Origin of the sequence: Pseudomonas sp. CBS, from assembly GCF_024734645.1 — a bacterium.
Taxonomy (GTDB): Bacteria; Pseudomonadota; Gammaproteobacteria; order Pseudomonadales; family Pseudomonadaceae; genus Aquipseudomonas.
Genome location: NZ_CP102929.1, coordinates 6528465 through 6549627 on the forward strand (window position 1 = coordinate 6528465; position 21163 = coordinate 6549627).

Annotated in this window: 17 protein-coding genes; 11 read left to right on the plus strand and 6 right to left on the minus strand. The window is 61.3% G+C overall.

Going from position 1 to position 21163, the window contains the following annotated elements:
- Positions 1-2: 2 nt before the first annotated feature.
- Positions 3-1310, minus strand: coding sequence for an IS4 family transposase (locus tag NVB75_RS29835; protein WP_258348781.1), 1308 nt, complete (start codon positions 1308-1310; stop codon positions 3-5).
- Between the two features lie 944 nt (positions 1311-2254).
- On the opposite strand from NVB75_RS29835, the gene NVB75_RS29840 reads away from it, so the two are divergent.
- Entirely contained in the window at positions 2255-3211 is a 957-nt protein-coding gene (locus NVB75_RS29840) for a DMT family transporter (protein WP_258344577.1), read from the plus strand.
- Here the strand turns inward: NVB75_RS29840 and NVB75_RS29845 are convergent.
- Positions 3208-4596, minus strand: a complete 1389-nt coding sequence (locus NVB75_RS29845; RefSeq protein WP_258344578.1) for a class II fumarate hydratase — start codon at positions 4594-4596, stop codon at positions 3208-3210. The two genes, NVB75_RS29840 and NVB75_RS29845, sit on opposite strands and share 4 nt — an antisense overlap.
- Before the next feature lie 192 nt (positions 4597-4788).
- Between NVB75_RS29845 and NVB75_RS29850 the strand changes: the two genes are divergently transcribed.
- From NVB75_RS29850 to NVB75_RS29885, 7 genes are all read left to right on the plus strand, one after another.
- The gene (locus NVB75_RS29850) at positions 4789-5307 is read left to right on the plus strand and encodes a DUF2059 domain-containing protein (RefSeq protein ID WP_017476194.1); all 519 of its coding nucleotides are present in this window, start codon (positions 4789-4791) and stop codon (positions 5305-5307) included.
- 6 nt (positions 5308-5313) lie between these two features.
- Entirely contained in the window at positions 5314-5607 is a 294-nt protein-coding gene (locus tag NVB75_RS29855) for a BolA family transcriptional regulator (RefSeq protein WP_003216739.1), read from the plus strand.
- A gap of 227 nt (positions 5608-5834) precedes the next feature.
- Complete coding sequence (locus NVB75_RS29865; protein WP_258344579.1) at positions 5835-6779, plus strand: rhodanese-related sulfurtransferase; 945 nt, start codon at positions 5835-5837, stop codon at positions 6777-6779.
- A 3-nt stretch (positions 6780-6782) separates the two neighbouring features.
- Complete coding sequence (locus tag NVB75_RS29870) at positions 6783-7418, plus strand: DsbA family protein (RefSeq protein ID WP_076014457.1); 636 nt, start codon at positions 6783-6785, stop codon at positions 7416-7418.
- The gene (locus NVB75_RS29875) at positions 7411-9231 is read left to right on the plus strand and encodes an ABC transporter ATP-binding protein (RefSeq protein WP_017476197.1); all 1821 of its coding nucleotides are present in this window, start codon (positions 7411-7413) and stop codon (positions 9229-9231) included. The genes NVB75_RS29870 and NVB75_RS29875 overlap by 8 nt, the downstream gene beginning before the upstream one ends.
- A 75-nt stretch (positions 9232-9306) precedes the next feature.
- Positions 9307-11769 (plus strand): EAL domain-containing protein, encoded by a 2463-nt coding sequence (locus NVB75_RS29880; RefSeq protein ID WP_258344580.1) that lies wholly within the window; start codon positions 9307-9309, stop codon positions 11767-11769.
- A 79-nt stretch (positions 11770-11848) separates the two neighbouring features.
- Complete coding sequence (locus tag NVB75_RS29885; RefSeq protein WP_371916619.1) at positions 11849-12610, plus strand: TenA family transcriptional regulator; 762 nt, start codon at positions 11849-11851, stop codon at positions 12608-12610.
- A 36-nt stretch (positions 12611-12646) separates the two neighbouring features.
- Here the strand turns inward: NVB75_RS29885 and NVB75_RS29890 are convergent, their stop codons facing one another.
- From NVB75_RS29890 to NVB75_RS29905, 4 genes are all read right to left on the minus strand, one after another.
- Positions 12647-13573 (minus strand): GGDEF domain-containing protein, encoded by a 927-nt coding sequence (locus NVB75_RS29890; RefSeq protein WP_258344582.1) that lies wholly within the window; start codon positions 13571-13573, stop codon positions 12647-12649.
- A gap of 169 nt (positions 13574-13742) precedes the next feature.
- The gene (locus NVB75_RS29895; RefSeq protein WP_258344584.1) at positions 13743-15017 is read right to left on the minus strand and encodes an MFS transporter; all 1275 of its coding nucleotides are present in this window, start codon (positions 15015-15017) and stop codon (positions 13743-13745) included.
- A gap of 187 nt (positions 15018-15204) precedes the next feature.
- On the minus strand, positions 15205-16359 hold the full coding sequence (locus NVB75_RS29900) for an acyl-CoA dehydrogenase family protein (protein WP_258344585.1): 1155 nt from the start codon (positions 16357-16359) through the stop codon (positions 15205-15207).
- A 69-nt stretch (positions 16360-16428) separates the two neighbouring features.
- A complete protein-coding gene (locus tag NVB75_RS29905; protein ID WP_258344586.1) occupies positions 16429-17286 on the minus strand; it encodes an IclR family transcriptional regulator in 858 nt (285 codons plus the stop codon).
- Between the two features lie 263 nt (positions 17287-17549).
- Here NVB75_RS29905 and NVB75_RS29910 point away from each other — a divergent pair, with 263 nt between their 5' ends.
- From NVB75_RS29910 to NVB75_RS29920, 3 genes are read left to right on the plus strand one after another with little or no spacing between them, the layout of a single operon-like run.
- Positions 17550-18335 (plus strand): enoyl-CoA hydratase, encoded by a 786-nt coding sequence (locus NVB75_RS29910; protein ID WP_226477195.1) that lies wholly within the window; start codon positions 17550-17552, stop codon positions 18333-18335.
- Positions 18336-18337: 2 nt separating this feature from the next.
- Positions 18338-19867, plus strand: a complete 1530-nt coding sequence (locus NVB75_RS29915; RefSeq protein ID WP_258344587.1) for a 3-hydroxyacyl-CoA dehydrogenase — start codon at positions 18338-18340, stop codon at positions 19865-19867.
- A 26-nt stretch (positions 19868-19893) separates the two neighbouring features.
- A complete protein-coding gene (locus tag NVB75_RS29920) occupies positions 19894-21126 on the plus strand; it encodes a CaiB/BaiF CoA-transferase family protein (RefSeq protein WP_258344588.1) in 1233 nt (410 codons plus the stop codon).
- Positions 21127-21163: the final 37 nt, after the last annotated feature.

A 21163-nucleotide genomic window follows, 5' to 3' on the forward strand; every position in this document is an offset into this window, starting at 1 on the left:
GTTTAAGTACGTTTATCCAACTTAGCCGCCTTAAGCACCCTAGCTGTTGAGACATGCGCCCGTGCCGCCTTACCTTCCAGCCACTCCTTGGGCTTGGCTACTTTGGGGCCACGAGGGCTTTTTGCTACGGACTTAGGTTTGATCATCCTTGCCAGGGCCAGCAATCGCTCTGCCAGCCCTTGCGGAGTCTTTTCAAGAGGGAAATTTTCCGCAGGCAATGCGATCTGCAAGCCTTGATAATCACTGCGAACATGCACCGCCAAATGGAAAATCGAAACCTCCCAACCCTCTGGCTGCGTTTCGCGGTGCGCCTGCTCAACGCTACGCTTGAGAACCGACAAAACGTTGTAAGCCAGGACCGCCGAGGCAAAGCCCAATAGCGCGGCTTTCGGGCTGCCAAGGCCTGTAATTTCACTGTCCAGTACCGACTCAAGGCGCTGAAACATTCCCTCGATACTCCAGCGATGACGGTATAAATCGGCTATCTGCCGGGCACCGATGGTGTCGGGCAAATTGCTCCAGAACCACATCACCAAATCACCTGAGTCATTCGCCGTTTGCAGGCTCAACTCAACACGTCGCCAGCGGCGGCCACCCTTCACTTCGATGATTTGTTCGCGAACGGTTCCGCTATCGACCGTCCCTGAGTCTTGCCACTCACTTTCCTGGACCAGGCGTGGATGCTTGCTGGGTTGGCGAACGATGAACGAAGCCCCCGTGTCCTCGCAGGCTTGCAGGACGGGCAGCGTGCAATAGAGCCGGTCAGCCATCCACAACTGGCCCGCGCATGCGCGGGCCAGCAGCGGTAAAACACTGACTCGCTCACTGGCGTAGGCATCTTCCCACGGCTGAAGATCAACGACTAAATCCAGGTCCGGATCGTAGGCAACTACTGAAAATCCTGGGCGCGCTGCGCCGCGCTCATTGCGCAGAGCGCCTAGACGTTTTTCAGTGGCCGGCAAGTGGTTGCCATCCACAATACGCAACTGCCAGCCAGGCAGGATCGATGAATGGCCGAGCGTTTCGACGGTCGGTATCAAACGCTCGGCACTGCCCGAAATGAGGGCGCGAAGCAGCTCGGGTTCGGTTCGCTTGATCTTGTCATAGAGTGCCGAAACACTGACCGAAAGGCCCTCCATCTTGCGCGCCGCCGCGTGTAACGACGGCCTCAAGCCCAATGAAACAAGGGACATCAGCTCAACAACGGTTGAAAACAAAAGCTCACGTGAGTACTGCCGTTGGCGGTGATCATCGAACACCTTGTCAACCCAAGCGGCATCTACTGCCTGCTCTAATATCAACTTGGTCATGACGCTGGCCGGCGCCTGTTTTTCAAACCGTTCTAAAACCTTTTCCCACATAGTTTCGTCGTCCTGACTGGATTGGTTAGGGGATTTTAAACCAAGACCTTGAAAGGGATGGCTCTTACAGCGGCTCACTTTGGAAAAGCCCCAAAGTAAGCAAAGGGCTCTGCCCCGCCTGTCGGCGCCTCGCTGTGGCTCGGCGTTCCCTCACTCCGGCGTTCCCTCACTCCGGCATTGCTCCGCGGGCCGCCGCGACGGGCCATCCATGGCCCGGCGCGGCTAAACCGGCGTCCTGCCGGTTTACCCGCTCCGCAATACCTGCGTTCGGCCTCGGGCTTATTGGGGCAGTCAGATCAAGATCAAAAGCACAGCGGCCTCCCGGCCGGCTTGAGTGTTAAAAGCCAGATCAAAAGCCAGAGCGAAAACAGATCTGCTTTTCTGTGGGAGCGGGCTTGCTCGCGAAAAACCTGAGACCGCCGCGTTCATCCAGAATGCCAGCGTCATCGTTAACGACCTTCGCGAGCAAGCCCGCTCCCACATTTGGACCGTGCCCGCTTTAGCTTTTGATTTGGTTTCTAAACACTCAAGCCGGCCGGTAGGCCGCTGTGCTTTTGCTTTTGATCTTGATCTTAGGCGCCCCGTTAAACCACGCTGGCCGAGCGCAGGCTTTGGAGCGTGGGTAACCCGGCAGGACGCCGGGTTAGCCGCGCTGGGCCAAGGATGGCCCATCGCGGCGGCCCACGGTCCAAAGCCGGAGTGAGGGCACACCGAGCCCAGGCGAGGTGCCGAGTGGTGGGGCAAGAGCCTTTTGGTTACTTTTGGGCTCCTTTCAAAAGTGACCCGCTGTAAGAGCGGAACCCATACAAGCCATCACCCAAAAAACGGATATACACCCACCCCCCGCGTCCCCCTAGAATGCACCTCCTCCACCTCAGGCATTCGGGGCATTCATGCACATCTCATCAGGCCGTTGGGTCTACGGTTTATCCCTGGCCCTGCTGACCGCGCTGCTCTGGGGCATTCTGCCGATCAAACTCAAACAGGTCTTGCAGGTGATGGACCCCGTCACCGTCACCTGGTTTCGCCTGGTGGTCTCCGGCAGTTGCCTGTTCGTCTACCTCGCGGCAGTCAGACGCCTGCCCAGTTGGCGCTCCCTTGGCTCCAAAGGCGGCTGGCTGGTAGCAATCGCCGTGTGCGGCCTGATGGGCAACTACGTGCTCTACCTCGTCGGCCTGAAACTGCTAAGCCCCGGCACCGCGCAACTGGTGGTGCAGGTGGGCCCGATCTTCCTGATGATCGCCAGCGTCTTCGTGTTCAAGGAACGTTTCAGCCTCGGCCAGGGCGTGGGCCTGCTGGTACTGATCATCGGCTTCGGCCTGTTCTTCAACCAGCGCCTGACCGAACTGCTGACCTCCCTGGGCAGCTACACCGCCGGCGTACTGACGATCCTCCTGGCCACCACCATCTGGACCTTCTACGCCCTGGGCCAGAAGCAGTTGTTGACCGTGTGGAATTCGTTGCAGGTGATGATGGTGATCTACCTGTGCTGTGCGCTCTTGCTGACGCCCTGGGCGCACCCGATGGAAGCGCTGCAACTGAGCCCGCTGCAAGGCTGGCTGCTGCTGGCCTGCTGTTTCAATACCCTGATTGCCTACGGCGCATTCGCCGAAGCCCTGGCCCACTGGGAAGCCTCGCGCGTCAGCGCCACCCTGGCGCTGACGCCATTGGTGACCTTCGTCGCGGTGGCCGTGGCGGCGTGGATGTGGCCCGACTACGTGCACGCCGAAGACATCAATGCCCTCGGCTACGGCGGGGCCGTGCTGGTGGTGCTGGGTTCCGCAACGGTGGCGCTGGCGCCATCGTTGTTCGCCGGGCTCAAGGCCCGGCGTACGCGGTTGGCGTCTTAATGACCGGCTTCCAGCATGTTTTCCGGGCGCACCCACTGGTCGAACTCTTCATCCGTGAGATAGCCCAGCTCGAGCGCCGCTTCCCGTAAGGTCAGCCCTTCGGCATAAGCCTTCTTGGCAATCTCGGCGGACTTGTCGTAGCCGATGTGCGGGTTCAGCGCAGTCACCAGCATCAGGCCACGCTCAAGGTGCGCGGCCATTTGTCCGGCGTCGGGTTCGAGGCCGGCGATGCAGTGCTCCTGGAAGTTGCTGCAACCGTCAGCCAGCAGGCGGATCGACTCCAGCAGGTTGTGGATGATCACCGGCTTGTACACGTTCAGCTGCAAATGGCCCTGGCTGGCGGCGAAACCGATGGTCACGTCGTTGCCCAGCACCTGGCAGGCCAGCATCGACAGGGCTTCGCACTGGGTCGGGTTGACCTTGCCGGGCATGATCGAACTGCCCGGTTCATTCGCCGGCAACTTGACTTCCGCCAGCCCGGCACGCGGGCCGGAGCCCAGCAGGCGCAGGTCGTTGGCGATTTTCATCAGGGCCACGGCCAGGGTTTTCAGGGCGCCGTGCAAGGTGGTCAACGGCTCATGGCCGGACAGCGCGGCGAATTTGTTCGGTGCGGTGACAAACGGCAGGCCCGACAGTGCGGCCAATTCCGCGGCAATCGCTTCGCCAAAACCGTGAGGCGAGTTGAGCCCGGTGCCGACGGCGGTGCCGCCCTGGGCCAGTTCGCAGACGGCGGGCAGGGCGCTGCGGATCGCGCGTTCGGCGTAATCCAGTTGCGCTATAAAGGCTGAAACTTCCTGGCCGAAGGTAATCGGCGTGGCGTCCATCATGTGGGTGCGGCCGGTTTTCACCAGCTTCATGTGGCGCGCCGACAACTCTGCCAGGCCGCCGGACAGTTCACGGATGGCCGGTAACAGCTTCTCGGTGACCGCCTGCACAGCAGCGATGCTCATGGCGGTGGGGAAGCAGTCGTTGGAGCTCTGGGAGCGGTTCACGTGATCATTGGGGTGAACCGGGCTCTTGCCGCCACGGGGCTTGCCCGCCAGCTCGTTGGCGCGACCGGCGATCACTTCGTTGGCGTTCATGTTGCTCTGGGTGCCGCTGCCGGTCTGCCACACCACCAGGGGGAACTGGTCATCGTGTTCGCCAGCGAGCACTTCGTCAGCGGCTTGTTCGATCAGCCGGGCGATGTCGGCGGGCAGGTCGCCATTGCGGTCGTTGACCCGGGCCGCAGCCTTCTTGATCAGGGCCAGGGCGTGCAGCACAGCCAGGGGCATGCGCTGGTCGCCGATGGCGAAGTTCACCAGCGAGCGTTGGGTCTGCGCACCCCAGTAAGCGTCATCCGGGACTTGCACTTCTCCCAGGCTGTCGGTTTCGATACGGCTCATCGGGCACACTCCTTCAGGTTCGTTTGCGCAGTTTAGGCCGTGATGGACCTTGAGGGTTCCATTAAAGACTTTTCATCGGATTATGTACCGCAAAACCAGGCCCCATAAGGCGTGGGGTTGAGCCGCGGCGTTTTTTAGGCGCAGAATGGGCGCCCTTGGGGTCTTACCTCGCCTGCTAGAAAAGGAAACTCGATGACTCGTCTTCGTGCCATCTGTACCGCGGTTGCTCTGGTATGTGCCAGCGGCCAGGTTTTTGCCGATACCGCCAGCCACAACGCCAGTGCCGAAGCCTTCCTTACCCTGGCCCATGCCGACAAGCTGGGTACCCCGGTGTACATGCAAGTGCAACAAATGTTCGCTCAGCGTTTCGAGCAGACCAAGGCGCCTGCTTCCAAGCAAACCGTTCTGGACACCTACCAGGCCAAGGCCAACACTGCCCTGGACCAGGCCATTGGTTGGAACAAGCTCAAGCCGGACATGATCAAGCTGTACACCAGTAACTTCAGCGAATCCGAGCTCAAGGACCTGGTTGCGTTCTACCAGTCGCCATTGGGTAAGAAAGTCCTGGAAAAAATGCCTCAGCTGACCCAGCAATCGGCCCAGATGACCCAGGCCAAGCTGGAAAGCGCGGTACCTGTGGTGAACAAGCTGCTGGAAGACATGACCAACGAGCTGACGCCAAAAGCCCCAGCCCCGGCCAAGAAGAAGTAAACAGGAATGACCATGCAACAGCGTATCGAATCGGCACTCGTCGCCCTGAGCCCGGAACACTTGAGCGTGCTGGATGAAAGCCATATGCACAGCCGTGGGTTGCAGACCCACTTCAAGGCCGTGCTGGTCAGCCAGCAGTTCGAGGGGCTCAACCGCGTCAAGCGCCACCAGAAGGTCTATGCCACCCTGGGTGACCTGATGAGCGAATTCCATGCGTTGGCGCTGCATACCTACACGCCTGAAGAATGGGCGAAAATCGACGCAGCCCCGGCCTCGCCGACCTGCGCCGGCGGACATTGATGGGTATCGACTGAACTCCCCTGTAGGAGCGAGCTCGCTCGCGAAAAACCTGAGAGCGCCGTTGGGTTTCAGGTGTTCCGCGTCACCGTTGACGTCCTTCGCGAGCAAGCTCGCTCCTACAGTTAACGGTTTATCCCTGATAGAATCCGCAACGCGCCGCTTAGTCGGCGCGTTTTTTTTGCATCCGGTTCACCCTTTACGAGGGTAGCCACCTGGAGAGAACACCCATGACTCAACCGATTGTCGTGGCGGCACTGTATAAGTTCGTCACCCTCGAAGATTACGTCGCCCTGCGCGAGCCACTGCTGCAGGCGATGGTCGACAACGGCATCAAAGGCACCCTGCTGATCGCCGAAGAAGGCATCAACGGCACCGTTTCCGGTAGCCGCGAAGGCATCGATGGCTTGATGGCCTGGCTCAAGAACGACCCACGCATGGACGACATCGACCACAAAGAGTCGTACTGCGACGAGCAGCCGTTCTACCGCACCAAGGTCAAGCTCAAGAAAGAGATCGTGACCCTGGGCGTCGAAGGCGTCGACCCGAACAAAAAAGTCGGCACCTACGTCAATCCGCAAGACTGGAATGCACTGATCAGCGACCCGGAAGTGCTGCTGATCGATACCCGCAACGACTACGAAGTGTCCATCGGCACCTTTGAAGGCGCGATCGACCCGAAAACCACCAGCTTTCGCGAATTTCCCGACTACATCAAAGCCAACTTCGACCCGGCCAAGCACAAGAAAGTCGCCATGTTCTGCACCGGCGGCATTCGTTGCGAAAAAGCCTCGAGCTATATGCTCAGCGAAGGGTTTGACGAGGTGTACCACCTCAAGGGCGGCATCCTGAAGTACCTTGAAGAGGTGCCGCAGGAAGAAACCAAATGGCAGGGCGACTGCTTTGTGTTCGACAATCGTGTGACCGTGCGCCACGACTTGAGCGAAGGCGACTACGATCAATGTCATGCCTGCCGCACACCCGTCAGCGTCGAAGACCGTGCATCCGAACACTATGTGGCCGGCATCAGTTGCCCGCATTGCTGGGATAAGCTTTCCGAGAAGACCCGTCGCAGCGCGATCGACCGGCAGAAGCAGATTGAACTGGCCAAGGCCCGCAACCTGCCGCACCCGATTGGCTACAACTACAAGCAATCCCCATCCTCCGAGGCCTGAGCCATGTCTGCACGCCTGCTCTATGTAATGGATCCGATGTGTTCATGGTGCTGGGGGTTCGCTCCAGTGGCCAAGGCGCTGGTTGAGCAGGCCCAGGCCGCAGGCGTGGAGCTGCACCTGGTGGTGGGCGGTCTGCGCACCGGCAGTGGCGCAGCGCTGGAGCCGACCACCCGGCGCTACATTCTTGAGCACTGGCAGGCGGTCACCGACGCCACCGGCCAGCCGTTCAAGCGGGAGGGCGCGTTGCCTGACGGATTTGTCTACGACACCGAGCCGGCTTGCCGCGCGGTGGTCACGGCCCGCAGCCTGGCGCCGGATTGCGCGTGGAAACTGCTGGGCCTGATCCAGCAGGCGTTTTACGTCGAAGGGCGCGACGTGACCCGCGCCGATGTGCTGGTGGAGTTGGCCGAGACGGCCGGCGTGCCGCGTATCGAATTCGCCGAAGCCTTCGACCGGGCCGATCAGCACGCGGCCACCGCGGCGGATTTCACCTGGGTTCAGGATTTGGGCATCGCCGGGTTCCCGACTTTGCTGGCGGAGCGTAATGGGCAGTTGGCGCTGCTGACCAACGGCTATCAGCCGCTGTCCGAGTTGTCGCCGCTGCTGAGTCGCTGGCTGGAGCGAGCTGCCTGTGCATGATCAGCCCGATCCCGTTGAACAACCCAAGCGCGTCGACCGGCTGACCTGGGCGGAAGTCCGCCGCCTGGCCCTGCATCACAAAAAATCCCTGTGGATCGCCAATGGCGTCGCCGTGCTGGCGACCCTGTGCAGCGTGCCGATCCCGTTGCTGTTGCCGTTGCTGGTGGACGAAGTACTGCTGGGCCACGGCGATGCGGCACTGAAAGTGATGAACCACGCGCTGCCCCTGGGTTGGCAGAAGGCCGCCGGCTATATCGGCCTGATGCTGCTGGTGACCTTGCTGTTGCGTTGCGGCGCCCTGGTGTTCAACGTGTTGCAGGCGCGGTTGTTTGCGCGGCTGGCCAAGGACATTGTCTATCGCATTCGCGTACGGCTGATCGAGCGCCTCAAGCGCATTTCCCTCAGCGAATACGAAAGCCTGGGTAGCGGCACGGTGACCACGCACCTGGTCACCGACCTGGACACGGTGGACAAATTCGTCGGCGAGACCCTCAGCCGATTCCTGGTGGCGATGCTCACGCTGGTGGGCACCTCCGGGATCCTGATGTGGATGCACTGGAAGCTGGCGCTGTTGATCCTGCTGTTCAACCCGCTGGTGATCTACGCCACGGTGCAGTTGGGCAAACGGGTCAAGCACCTGAAGAAGCTGGAAAACGACAGCACCTCGCGGTTCACCCAGGCCCTCACCGAAACCCTTGATGCGATCCAGGAAGTGCGCGCCGGCAACCGCCAGGGCTTTTTCCTTGGGCGCCTGGGCCAGCGCGCCCAGGAAGTGCGGGACTTTGCCGTCAATTCCCAGTGGAAAAGCGACGCCTCCAGCCGCGCCAGTGGCTTGCTGTTCCAGTTCGGTATCGACATCTTCCGCGCGGCGGCGATGCTGACGGTGCTGTTTTCCGACCTGTCCATCGGCCAGATGCTCGCGGTGTTCAGTTACCTGTGGTTCATGATCAGCCCGGTGGAGCAGCTGTTGAACCTGCAATACGCCTACTACGCGGCGGGCGGGGCGCTGACGCGGATCAACGAACTGCTGGCTCGCGCCGACGAACCGCAATACGCGGGCGGTGCCGATCCGTTTACCGGGCGTGAGACCGTCGGCATCGAGGTGCGTGGCCTGAATTTCGGCTACGGCGAAGAACTGGTGCTCGACCAGTTGAACCTGAACATTGCCCCGGGTGAAAAAGTCGCGATTGTCGGCGCCAGCGGCGGCGGCAAAAGTACCCTGGTGCAACTGTTGCTCGGGCTATATACGCCGCAGGCGGGCAGCATCCGTTTTGGTGGCTTGACCCAGCAGGAAATCGGCCTGGAGACGATTCGCGAGAATGTCTCCGTGGTGCTGCAACACCCGGCGCTGTTCAATGACACGGTGCGCGCCAACCTGACCATGGGCCGCGAACGCAGTGACCAGGCCTGCTGGCAGGCGCTGGAAATTGCCCAGCTGGATGCGACTGTCAGAGCGCTGCCGTTGGGCCTGGACAGCGTGGTCGGGCGCTCTGGCGTACGCTTCTCCGGCGGCCAGCGTCAGCGCCTGGCCATTGCACGCATGGTGCTGGCGGAGCCAAAAGTGGTAATACTCGACGAAGCCACCTCGGCCCTGGATGCGGCAACCGAATACAACCTGCACCAAGCGCTGGCGCGGTTTCTCAGTGGCCGTACCACCTTGATCATCGCCCACAGGCTGTCGGCGGTGAAACAGGCGGATCGGGTATTGGTGTTTGATGGCGGGCATATTGCCGAAGATGGCGACCATCAGCAGTTGATTGCTGACGGTGGCCTGTACGCCAAACTTTACGGACACTTGCAACAAGTGCGGTGATTTAGCCTACGCTGAGCTATCAGGAGCGGTTTTCACTCGCGTGCGTATTTTAGTTGTGCATGTGCAAGGGACCTCATGAAGCATAAGCAGACTCTCGGAACCCCTCGGTTATTGGGCATTGTGTGGCCTTTTATCGCTGTCGTGCTGTTCCAGGCATTGTTAGGCTGCGTCAGTCTCTACGTACTCTCGGCGGTGCGCGGCTATGTGGCAGGCGAAAGCCTGTGGTCCAAGGGCCAGAAAGACGCGATCTTCTACCTGACGCTGTACGCCGACAACCGCAACGAAGCCACCTTCCTCAAATACCAGAACGCGATTGCCGTGCCTCAGGGCGGGCATGAACTGCGGGTGGCCCTCGACCGCCCGACCCCGGACCTGAACGCTGCGCGCTCGGGCATCCTCAAGGGCGGCAACCACCGTGACGACGTTTCCAGCCTGATCTGGCTATACCTCAACTTTCGCCATTTCAGTTACCTGGAAAAGGCCATCGAGCTGTGGACGGTGGGTGATGGCTATCTGTTGCAACTGGACGACCTGGCGCAGGAGATGCATCGGGCGATCCTGGCCGATCAGGTCAGCAGCGCCGATGTGCACGCCTGGAAGGAACGGATTTTCGCCATCAACGACGGCGTGACCCCGGCCGCCAAAGCCTTCAGTGACGCCCTGGGCGAAGGCTCGCGGATGATTCTGCGCCTGCTGCTGGTGACCAACCTGGCCACGGCGCTGGGCTTGATCGTGCTGGCGCTGTTGCGCACCCACAAGCTGCTGGCCCAGCGGCACGCGTTTGCCGACGCGCTGCAGTTAGAGAAGGAGCGGGCGCAGATAACCCTGGAGTCGATTGGCGACGGGGTGATCACCACCGATGTCGACGGCGCCATTGCGTATATGAACCCGGCCGCCGAAGCCCTGACCCACTGGAAAGGCGCTCAGGCCCAGGGGTTGCCGCTGGCGGCGCTGTTCAACCTGCTGGATGAAAATGCCCAGGCCGACGGCTTTACCTTGATCGAACGCATTTTGGGCGGCCAGCTCGGCGGGGGCAGCGAGCACTCCAAGCTGATTCAGCGCGTGGACGGCAGCACCGTGTCCGTCACCCTGGTGGGGGCGCCGATCCGCAGTGCCGGTAAAGTCGTCGGCGCGGTGCTGGTGTTGCACGACATGACTCAGGAGCGGCAGTACATCGCCAACCTGTCCTGGCAGGCGACTCACGACGCCTTGACCGGCCTGGCCAATCGGCGCGAGTTTGAGTTCCGCCTGGAGCAGGTGCTGCACAACGTCGGGCGCCAGCAAAGCGGGCGCCATGCCTTGATGTTCCTTGACCTGGACCAGTTCAAGCTGGTCAACGACACCTGCGGGCATGCCGCAGGGGATGAGCTGTTGCGGCATATCTGCGCGCTGCTGCAGTCGGACCTGCGCGAAGGCGACACCCTGGCCCGGCTGGGGGGCGACGAGTTCGGCATCCTGTTGGAGAACTGCCCGGCGCAGGTGGCGGAAAAAATCGCCGAAAGCCTGCGTCATACCGTGCAGAGCCTGCATTTTGTATGGAAGGGCAGGCCGTTTCTCACCACCGTGAGTATCGGCCTGGTGCACATCACCCAAGCCCCGACCACCTTGGAAACGTCTCTGCGGGCCGCAGACATGGCGTGCTACATGGCCAAGGAAAAAGGCCGCAACCGGGTGCAGGTGTATCACGCCGATGACTCGGAATTGTCCCTGCGCTTTGGCGAAATGGCTTGGGTGCAGCGCCTGCATATGGCCCTGGAAGAGAACCGCTTTTGCCTGTACGCCCAGGAAATTGCGCCGCTGGGGCACACCGAGCACGGCAATGGGCATATCGAAATCCTGCTGCGGCTGCATGACGAGGCGGGGCGGATCATCCTGCCGAACAGTTTTATCCCGGCGGCCGAGCGTTACGGTTTGATGACCTCCCTGGACCGCTGGGTGGTGGAGAACGTGTTCAAGATCGTCGCAGGCTGCATGCGCGAGCGCCCGGGCCGGCCCATGGCCATGTGTGCGATCAATCTGTCAGGCATTACCATCGGCGATGAGGACTTTCTCGGGTTCCTGCGTGAGAAATTCAGCGCGTATGGCATTCCGCCAGAAATGATTTGTTTTGAAATTACAGAAACCAGCGCTATCGCGAATTTGGGTAGTGCAATTCGTTTTATCAACGAACTCAAAGAGTTAGGGTGCCATTTCTCCCTCGATGACTTCTGCGCCGGGATGTCCTCGTTCGCATATCTTAAACATTTACCTGTAGACTTCTTGAAGATCGATGGAAGTTTCGTAAAGGATATGCTGGACGACCCGATTAACCGCGCTATGGTCGAAGTGATCAATCACATCGGTCATGTCATGGGTAAGCGCACAATTGCCGAATTTGTCGAGACACCCCAGATCGAACAAGCCTTGCTTGAGATCGGGGTTGACTACGCTCAGGGATACCTGATCGAGCGACCGCAGTTGTTTACCTTTGATAGTTTGCAGTGTCGACCTGTGCGACCGCAGCCTCTGTTATTCAAGGCGCCTGGCACGTTCCGATGAAACATTTGCTGGTCTGTACATATCACAAATCAAAAGGAGCCCGACAGTGATCGACACATTCAACAGAACCGGCCCGCTTATGGAAGCCTCGAGTTACCCCGCCTGGGCACAGCAGTTGATCCAGGCCTGTAGCGAGAGCAAGCGCCGCGTTGTCGAACACGAACTGTACCAGCGCATGCGCGATAACAAGCTCAGCGCCAAAACCATGCGCCACTACCTCATTGGTGGCTGGCCAGTGGTTGAACAGTTTGCGTTGTACATGGCACAGAACCTCACCAAGACCAAATTTGCCCGCCATCCTGGGGAGGACATGGCGCGCCGCTGGCTGATGCGCAATATTCGCGTGGAACTCAACCATGCCGATTATTGGGTGCATTGGGCCCGCGCTCATGGCGTGAGCCTGGAAGAGTTGCAGGCACAGGAAGTGCCGCCGGAGCTGCACGCACTCAGCCATTGGTGCTGGCACACCAGCTCGGCCGATTCGCTGATTGTCGCGATTGCCGCCACCAATTACGCCATCGAGGGGGCCACTGGGGAGTGGTCCGCCGTGGTGTGTTCCACCGGCGTCTATGCTGCGGCTTTCCCTGAGGAAGACCGCAAACGCGCCATGAAGTGGCTGAAGATGCATGCCCAGTACGACGATGCTCACCCGTGGGAAGCGCTGGAAATCATCTGCACCCTGGCCGGCATGAACCCGACCCAGGAACTGCAGGTAGAGCTGCGTCAGGCGGTGTGCAAGAGCTACGACTACATGTACCTGTTCCTGGAACGCTGCATGCAGTTGGAAAAATCGGCGACTGCCACCCGTAAGCAACCGACTCTGGTTGCCAGCGAAGCATAAGTCGCGTGAGGGCGGGGTTACTCTGAAGTCAAGCGGTTACCCCGCCATTGCCAGGCGATTGCGGCCTTCGCGCTTGGCCACATACAAGGCGTTGTCCGCCCGGCGCAATACGCTCTCGGCGGACTCGCCTGCCAGCAAGGTCGAGCAACCCAGGCTCACGGTCAATTCGATACGTTCTTCATCCGCCCAGTAATCCTGGGCCTGTGCCGCGTGGCGCAGGCGCTCACCGACCATCGACGCCGCATCCCGGCCGGTGTTGGACAGCAGGATCAGAAACTCTTCCCCGCCAAACCGAAACACCATGTCCACATTGCGCAACTGGCTCTTGATCGAGGCGGCAACCGCCTTGAGCACTTTGTCACCCGTGGCATGGCCGTGGGTGTCATTGATGTGTTTGAAATGGTCGATGTCCAGCATCAGCAAGGACAGCGGCTGCAGGTGCCGGCGGGCCATGTCGATTTCCCGTTGCAGGGTCTGGTCCATGGCGATGCGGTTACCGGTTTCGGTCAGCGGGTCGCGCAGGGCGCTGCGGGTCGCGGCGCGGTAGAGCAGGGCGTTGCGCATCGGGTAGAGCAGGGTGGCCAGCAGTGATTCCAGGTTGGCCAACTCGTCTTCCATGAAGTGTTGGTTGCGCCGAAACACCAGTTCGCCGAGGTGCTCGCCTTCGTGGCTGAGGGCATAGCTCACCGAATGATGGCCGCGGTGGCCGTACTCCAGGCGCAGGTCGCTGGCTTCGTGACGGTATTGCAGGGCGTCCAGTGGCACCAGGCGTTGGATCTCGCGGAAGAACAGCGCAAGGATGTGCTCCGGCTCCAGGCTGGTTTGCAATTGCATGCCCAGTTGCTGGCGAAGTTGCGCAACGGTGGCGGGGCGGCGTGTAAGAAGAGAAGGCTGACCAAAGCCCAGGCGTTGCAATTTGGCGCTGTCGAAGTCAATTGCGTTGGTCTGGGTCGGTGTTTTCATAAGTGTATGAGCCCCTAAGCACAAAACTGTCTTACAGGCTGGGTGAGAGCGTCGTACTGTTCCTTCAGTTCCGTAGGACTGACGTATAGTCTAGCCCGGTTTGCCGAAGGGTATAACTGCCGCACGTCTTATAGCCGGGGCCGCGTTGCCGCTGGCCCCGGCGTGGGGCTTATTGTTTTTGCGGATCAAACTGCTTGTCGCGGATAAACAGCGCCGGGATCACGCCGCAGATAAAGTAGGCGCCGCCCATTACCAAAAATCCAACGCCGATCGAGCCATGGGACGCCAGGAACCCAATGGCGGCCGGTGCCACCGCTGCGCCAATTCGGCCAATGTTGTAGGCCCCGCCCACTGCCGAGCCGCGAAATTTCGCTTCGAAGCTTTCGGTCATGTAGGTCGCATTCACGCCGTAGGGAATGCCGTACAGGAAGCCGAACACAATCAGCATCCACAGGATGTTGTCCGGGCTCTGGAACAGCACGATCACCGGCAGGAAAATCGCCGTGCCCAACGCGCCGACGGCGAATACCAGGCGCCGGCCCAGGCGGTCTGCCGCGAGCCCGGCGAGGATCTTGCCGAAAATCATCGCCGCGTAGGTGCCGACCATGTAGCTGGTCATCGACTTGAAGTTCATCCCCAGTTCACCTTCCAGGTACGACGGCATCCAGTTATTGACGCCGTAGTAGCCGAACTGCAGGAAGCCTGCGGTCAGCGCCCAGAGGATAAACATGCGGCTGGCTTTCGGGTCGCTGAAGATCAGCTTGAACATGCCGTCGGGTTTCTTCGCCGACACGCGCTTGATGCCCTCGGCCTTTTCCCGGGCACGTTCGGCCTGGGCCTTGAGCCAGGCTTGCGGCTCCGGCACCAGGCGTTGCATCAGCACGGCGAGGATCACCGGGATGATCGCCACGTAGAACAGCCAGCGCCAGCCGTGGTTCGGCAGGATCCAGCCCGCGAGCAAGGTGGCGACGATGTAACCCACCGACCAGCCGGCCTGCAGGGTGCCGAGCACGGTGGTGCGATAACGGGTCGGCACGTACTCGGCCATCAGCGTATTGCACGCGACATACAGCGCGCCCAACCCAAGGGAGGCGAAGAAGCGCGTGCTCGCGAACTGCCAATAGCTGTGGGTCATGCCCAGGATCGCCGTGCCGGCGGAGAACAGCACGATGCTCCAGACCACGGTTTTCACCCGGCCAAAACGGTCACAGGCCCAGCCGCCGTAAATCCCGCCGATGGCCATCCCGGCCAGGGTGAAGCTGCCCAGGCTGCCGGCTTCGACGCTGGTCAGGCCGAACTCGGCCTTGAGGCTGCTGAGGCTGTAGGACAGCAGCATCAAGTCGGCACCGTCGATCAGCAGGCCGAGGAAGCAGAAGATGAATACGATGATCCACAGGTTGTTTTTCGCGGGCGACAACGCACCCGCCGAAGCGGCGACTTCCATAGCGATACCTTGTTGTAGTTGTTAGGGCACAAGTTATGGGTGTTGCGGTAATGCGGTTGGAACACGGTCAAAATGTGGGAGCGGGCTTGCTCGCGAATGCGGTGTGTCAGTTAATGCATTCGGTGGCTGATGTACCGCATTCGCGAGCAAGCCCGCTCCCACAGTGGTTCTGTGTTGTTCCGAGGGTTTAGTGTTTGGCCTCGCGAATCATGTTGCGGGCGATCACCAATTGCTGGATCTGCGTGGTGCCTTCATACAGCCGGAACAGACGCACATCGCGATAGAACCGCTCGATGGCGTACTCGCTCACATACCCGGCACCGCCATGAATCTGCACGCAACGGTCGGCCACCCGGCCACACATTTCCGTGGCGAACATCTTCGAGCAGGACGCTTCGGTGCCGATGTTCAGGCCTTCGTCACGCTTGCGCGCAGCGTCCACCACCATGCAGCGGGCGGCGTAGATCTCGGCCTTGCTGTCGGCGAGCATCGCCTGGATCAGTTGGAACTCGGCAATCGGCTGGCCGAACTGTTTGCGTTCCAGGGCGTAATGCAGGGCATCGTTGAGCATGCGTTCGGCAGCCCCGACGCTCACCGCGGCAATGTGCAGGCGGCCCTTGTCGAGCACCTTCATCGCGGTCTTGAACCCGACGCCCTCGACGCCGCCGATCAACTGGTCGGCCGGCACGCGCACGTTGTCGAAAATCACGTCGCAGGTGTGGGCGCCTTTCTGGCCCATCTTGTGGTCGCGCTTGCCCAGGGACAGGCCCGGTGTGTTGCGCTCGACGATAAACGCACTGATGCCGCCCGAGCCCTTGATGTCCGGGTTGGTGCGGGCCATCACGGTGTAGATCCCGGCGTGGGGGGCGTTGGTGATAAAGCGCTTGGTGCCGTTGATGAGGTAGTGATCACCGTCGCGCACTGCTGTGGTTTTCAGCGAGGCGGCGTCGGAGCCGGAGTCCGGTTCGGTCAGGCAGAACGAGCTGAGCAACTCGCCGCTGGCCAGTTTCGGCAAGTAGTGCTGTTTCTGCGCCTCGGTGCCGTCCAGCAGGATGCCGATGGAGCCGATGCCGTTGTTGGTACCGAAGTAGGAGCGGAATGCCGGCGAGGTGCGCCCCAGTTCAAAGGCCACGTTGACCTCTTCTTCCATGGTCAGCCCGAGGCCGCCGTAGGCTTCGGGCAGGGTCAGGCCGAACAGGCCCAACTCGCGGAACTGGCTGACGATATCCGCCGGGACGTCATCGGCCTCGGCCAGTTCGTTTTCCCGTGGGATCAGCGCTTCGTTGACGAACTGCTGGAGGGTTTCCAGCAACAGATGAAGCGTTTCGGGGTCTCGGATCATGTGCATTCCTCAGCGGCCCGTTCGGCGGGCCTGTTGTCGTCAATCTGCCGAGGCCTTGCACCGATCTGTCTAGCGGGCGGCGGCCTCGATGTTGTTCACCATGTGCTTGAGACGGGGCCCGATGTCGTCCTCGAGTTTCTCCCGGGAAAGGTGAAAACTCGGTCCGCCACAGTTGAACGTCAGCAGCCCATGTTGTGCATGCAGCAGCGGCACGGCGATGGCGTTTACATCGCGGTGCCACTCACCGATCGACATGCAGTAGCCGAAATCGGTGTAATCCCGGAAGGCCCGTTCCAGGCCCTTCCTGATGCCCGGCCAATCCTCCAGATGACGCTGGCGGATATGGTCGAGGATAAATTCCTGCTCGTTTTCCGGCATCGCGGCCAGGCAGGCGCGGCCTGCGGAACTCAAGTGCAACGGTAACCGTGTACCGACCTGGCGGCGCATGGTCATGTTGGCTTCGCCCTGGACCACGTCCAGGTACACCATGTCCAAACGGTCGCGGGTCGCCATGGCCACCGCGGCCTGGGCGTACTTGGCCATCGTCTCCATCAGCGGATGGGCCACGGCCCGCACCGACAGGTTTGAAAGCATTGCGTAACCGAACGCCATTACCCCTACATCCAGCTGATACCGGCCTGACTGCGGCAGGTGCTTGAGATACCCCAAGCGGGTCAGCGTGTGAGTCATCCGCGTAATCGTCGGCTTTGGCAGCCCGGTCTTGCGCGCCAGCTCCTGGTTACCCAGCACGCTTTCGCTGGGGGTAAAACAACGCAGCAATTCCAGGCCGCGTGCCAGGGCGGTAACGAACTGGCGGTCCTTGTCTTCTTCCTCGTCGGCATTCATCGGATCGATCAGCAAGTGCTCGAATGCGTGGTTGCCGGCAGGTGCTTCAGGTGTATTCGGGTCCAGGTTTCGACGGCGCATGTTAGTCCCCCTTTTTTTAGAAAATCAACAAAACAAAATTGTATTCCGCACAGCGAAACTAAGCAACTTCACGGTTGGTTGTTTTTTTGTTTAATAAAACCCGTCTAAACAAAGAGTTATAGCCCGATTTTCTGGCGGATCAGGTTTTTACGTTTACATCGCGACGAGTCGGTCCTTATGATTATCGCTAAATACGGAATATTGTTTCGCATAGCGAAACTTGCGGCATCCGAACTAACAAGAACATTGCAGCAGGAGAACTTGTGGCCAGTCTCGACCCACCCGTAGTGCACCTCGACGTCCAGGACAATGGCGTCGCCGTGGTACGCATCCACCGTCCCGACGTGAAAAACGCCTTGAACGCCCAGGTTCGCGAAGCGCTGGCCGAGCACTTTCGTGCCCTGGCCAAGCGCCGTGATGTGCGGGCCATCGTGCTCACCGGCGGCGACCAGTTCTTCGTGGCCGGTGCCGACATCAAGGAATTCGCCAGCGCCACGCCGATCGAGATGTACCGCCGGCACACCGAGTATTTGTGGGAAGCCATCAGCCGCTGCCCGAAGCCGGTGATCGCTGCGGTGAATGGTTTTGCCCTGGGCGGCGGTTGTGAGCTGGCCATGCATTGCGACCTGATCGTCGCCGGAGAGTCGGCGCGGTTTGCCCAGCCCGAGGTCAAGCTGGGCCTGATGCCAGGCGCCGGTGGCACCCAGCGCCTGGTGCGCGCCGTGGGTAAGTTCCAGGCCATGCGCATCGCCTTGACTGGCTGCATGGTCAAGGCGCCGGAAGCCCTGGCCATGGGCATGCTCAGCGAAGTGGTGGCGGATGACCAAACCATTCCCCGCGCCCTGGAATTGGCTGCGCAGATCGCCGCCTTGCCGCCACTGGCGGTGGAGCAGATCAAGGAAGTGATGCTCGCCGGCGCCGACCTGCCGCTGGAAAGCGCGCTGGTGCTGGAGCGCAAAGCCTTTCAACTGCTGTTCGATTCCGCAGACCAGAAGGAGGGCGCCGCGGCGTTCTTCGAAAAACGCACCGCGAACTACCTGGGGGAATGAACATGACCGATTCGATCAAGATCATGGGCCTGGCAGGCACCGGCGTGATGGGCGCCGGGATTGCACAGATTGCTGCCCAGGCCGGCGTGTTGGTGCGCTTGTTCGATGCCCGCGAAAGCGCCGCGCAAACCGCTCGGGATAATCTCGGCGCCACACTCTCGAAGCTGGCAGCCAAGGGCAAGATCACCCAGGCAGCGGTGGACGCAACGCTTGCGAACCTGCAAGTCGCCGCCACCATCGAGGCGTTGCACGATTGCGATCTGGTGGTGGAGGCCATCGTCGAAAACCTCGACGCCAAGCGCGGCCTGTTGCAGCAACTGGAAGGCGTGGTCAGCGCGGGCTGTATCCTTGCCACCAACACCTCGTCGCTGTCGGTCACGGCCATCGCCACCGGCTGCCAACACCCTGAGCGGGTCGCCGGTCTGCACTTCTTCAACCCGGTGCCGTTGATGCGCGTTGTCGAAGTGATCGACGGCCTGGCCACTGCGCCGAAGGTCGGCGACGACCTGCTGGCCTTCGTGGCCCGCACCGGCCATCGCGGCGTGCGCGCCAAGGACACCCCGGGCTTTATCGTCAACCACGCCGGCCGTGCCTACGGTACCGAAGCCTTGAAGATGCTCGATGAAGGCATTGCCGAGCGCGGCGATATCGACCGTATCCTGCGTGAGGGCGCAGGCTTTCGCATGGGCCCGCTGGAACTGCTGGACCTGACCGGGCTCGACGTTTCCCACCCGGTGATGGAGTCGATCTACAACCAGTTCTATCAAGAAGCGCGCTACAAACCGTCGCCCCTGACCCGCCAGATGCTGGTGGGCGGACGACTGGGACGCAAGAGCGGGCAGGGCTTCTACCGTTATGAAAATGGCCAGGTGGTGGACGGCCCGCAGCCGCAGCCGGTGCCTTCGGTGAAGCAGTTGCCGCCAGTGTGGATCGCCACCGAAAACGCTGACGACTACGAGCGCCTGAGCGCCTTGGTGATCGAGTTGGGCGCGCACCTTGAAAGCGCGGCGCAGCCTTCGCCTGAAGCGCTGTGCCTGCTGGCGCCTTACGGCCTTGATGCCACCTCGGCCAGCGAGCGCTTCCACACCGACCCGGCGCGCACCCTGTGCATCGACCTGCTCACGGACCTGTCACGCCATCGCACCCTGATGCAAAACCCGCTGACGTCCACCGCCACCCGCGACGCCGCCCACGCGCTGCTCGCCAGTGACGGGGTGGGCGTGACGGTGATCGGCGACAGCGTCGGCTTCGTCGCCCAGCGCACCTTGGCGATGGTGGTCAACCTGGCCTGCGATATCGCCCAGCAACGCATCGCCAGCGTCGACGACATCGACCAGGCCGTACACCTCGGCCTGGGTTACCCGCAGGGTCCGCTGGCCTGGGGCGATGCCCTTGGGCCACGGCGCATCCTCACGATTTTGCAGCGCATGAGCGAGCTCACCCACGACCCACGTTATCGCCCCAGCCCCTGGCTGCGGCGGCGTGCAGTGCTGGGGATTTCCCTGCGTCATGAAGAGCCGGCAGTCGGCTGATTTCGATTCATCACAGGACAAGAATAATGGGTGCATTGACTGGTTTGCGGGTATTGGATTTAAGCCGGGTATTGGCCGGGCCCTGGTGTGGCCAGGTGTTGGCGGACCTTGGCGCGGAAGTGATCAAGATCGAACGGCCACAAAGCGGTGACGACACCCGTGGTTGGGGCCCGCCGTGGATGAAGACCGACACCGGCGAGTCGTCCGGGCAAGCGTCTTATTACCAGTCCACCAACCGCGGCAAATTATCCGTGGCCATCGACCTCGCCACCCCTGAAGGCCAGGAACTGGTGCGAGCCCTGGCGGCCAGCTCCGACGTACTGATCGAAAACTACAAGGCCGGCTCCCTGACGCGTTATGGCCTGGATTACGCGACCCTGGCCGAGGTCAATCCACGGCTGGTGTACTGCTCCATCACCGGCTTCGGCCAGACCGGTCCGCGTGCCGAGGAACCCGGCTACGACTTCATCATCCAGGGCATCGGCGGCCTGATGAGCATCACCGGCGAACGCGACGACCTGCCCGGTGGCGGTCCGCAAAAAGTCGGCGTGGCGTTTTCCGACCTGATGACCGGCCTGTATTCCACCGTCGCCATCCAGGCCGCACTGCTCAGCCGCGAACGCACCGGCGTTGGCCAACACATCGACATGGCGCTGCTGGACGTACAAGTGGCAACCCTGGCCAACCAGAGCATGAACTACCTGGCCTCGGGCAAGGTGCCGGAACGGTACGGCAACGCCCACGCCAACATCGTGCCGTACCAGGTGTTCCGTGCGGCAGACCGCGACTTCATTATTGCCTGCGGCAACGACAGCCAGTTTGTTGCGCTGTGCCACAGCATTGGCTTGCCGCACCTGCCGGACGACCCGCGCTTTCGGCGCAATGCCGATCGGGTCGCGCATCGGGCGGAGATTGTCGAGCTGTTGTCGGCGCACTTTCTGGGGCGTACGGCGGACGAGTGGGTGGCGAGCATTCACGCGTCGAAGGTGCCGGTGGGGGCGATCAACAACATCGCGCAATCGCTGGAAGAACCGCAGGTGATTGCCCGGGGCTTGATGGTGAAGATCCCGCATCCCAAGAATCCGGAGTTCGCCATGGTCGGCAGCCCGATCAAGATGTCGGGCACGCCGGTGGAGTATGTGAGGCCGGCGCCGATGTTGGGGCAGCATACCGATGAGGTACTCGGCGAGCGCCTGGGGTTGTCGGCGGAGCAGTTGGGGCAGCTCAAGGCGGGCGGGGTGATCGAGCAGTTGAGTTGAGGGTCGCGGGCACCCAGCCAAAGGCTGGTGCCCGCTG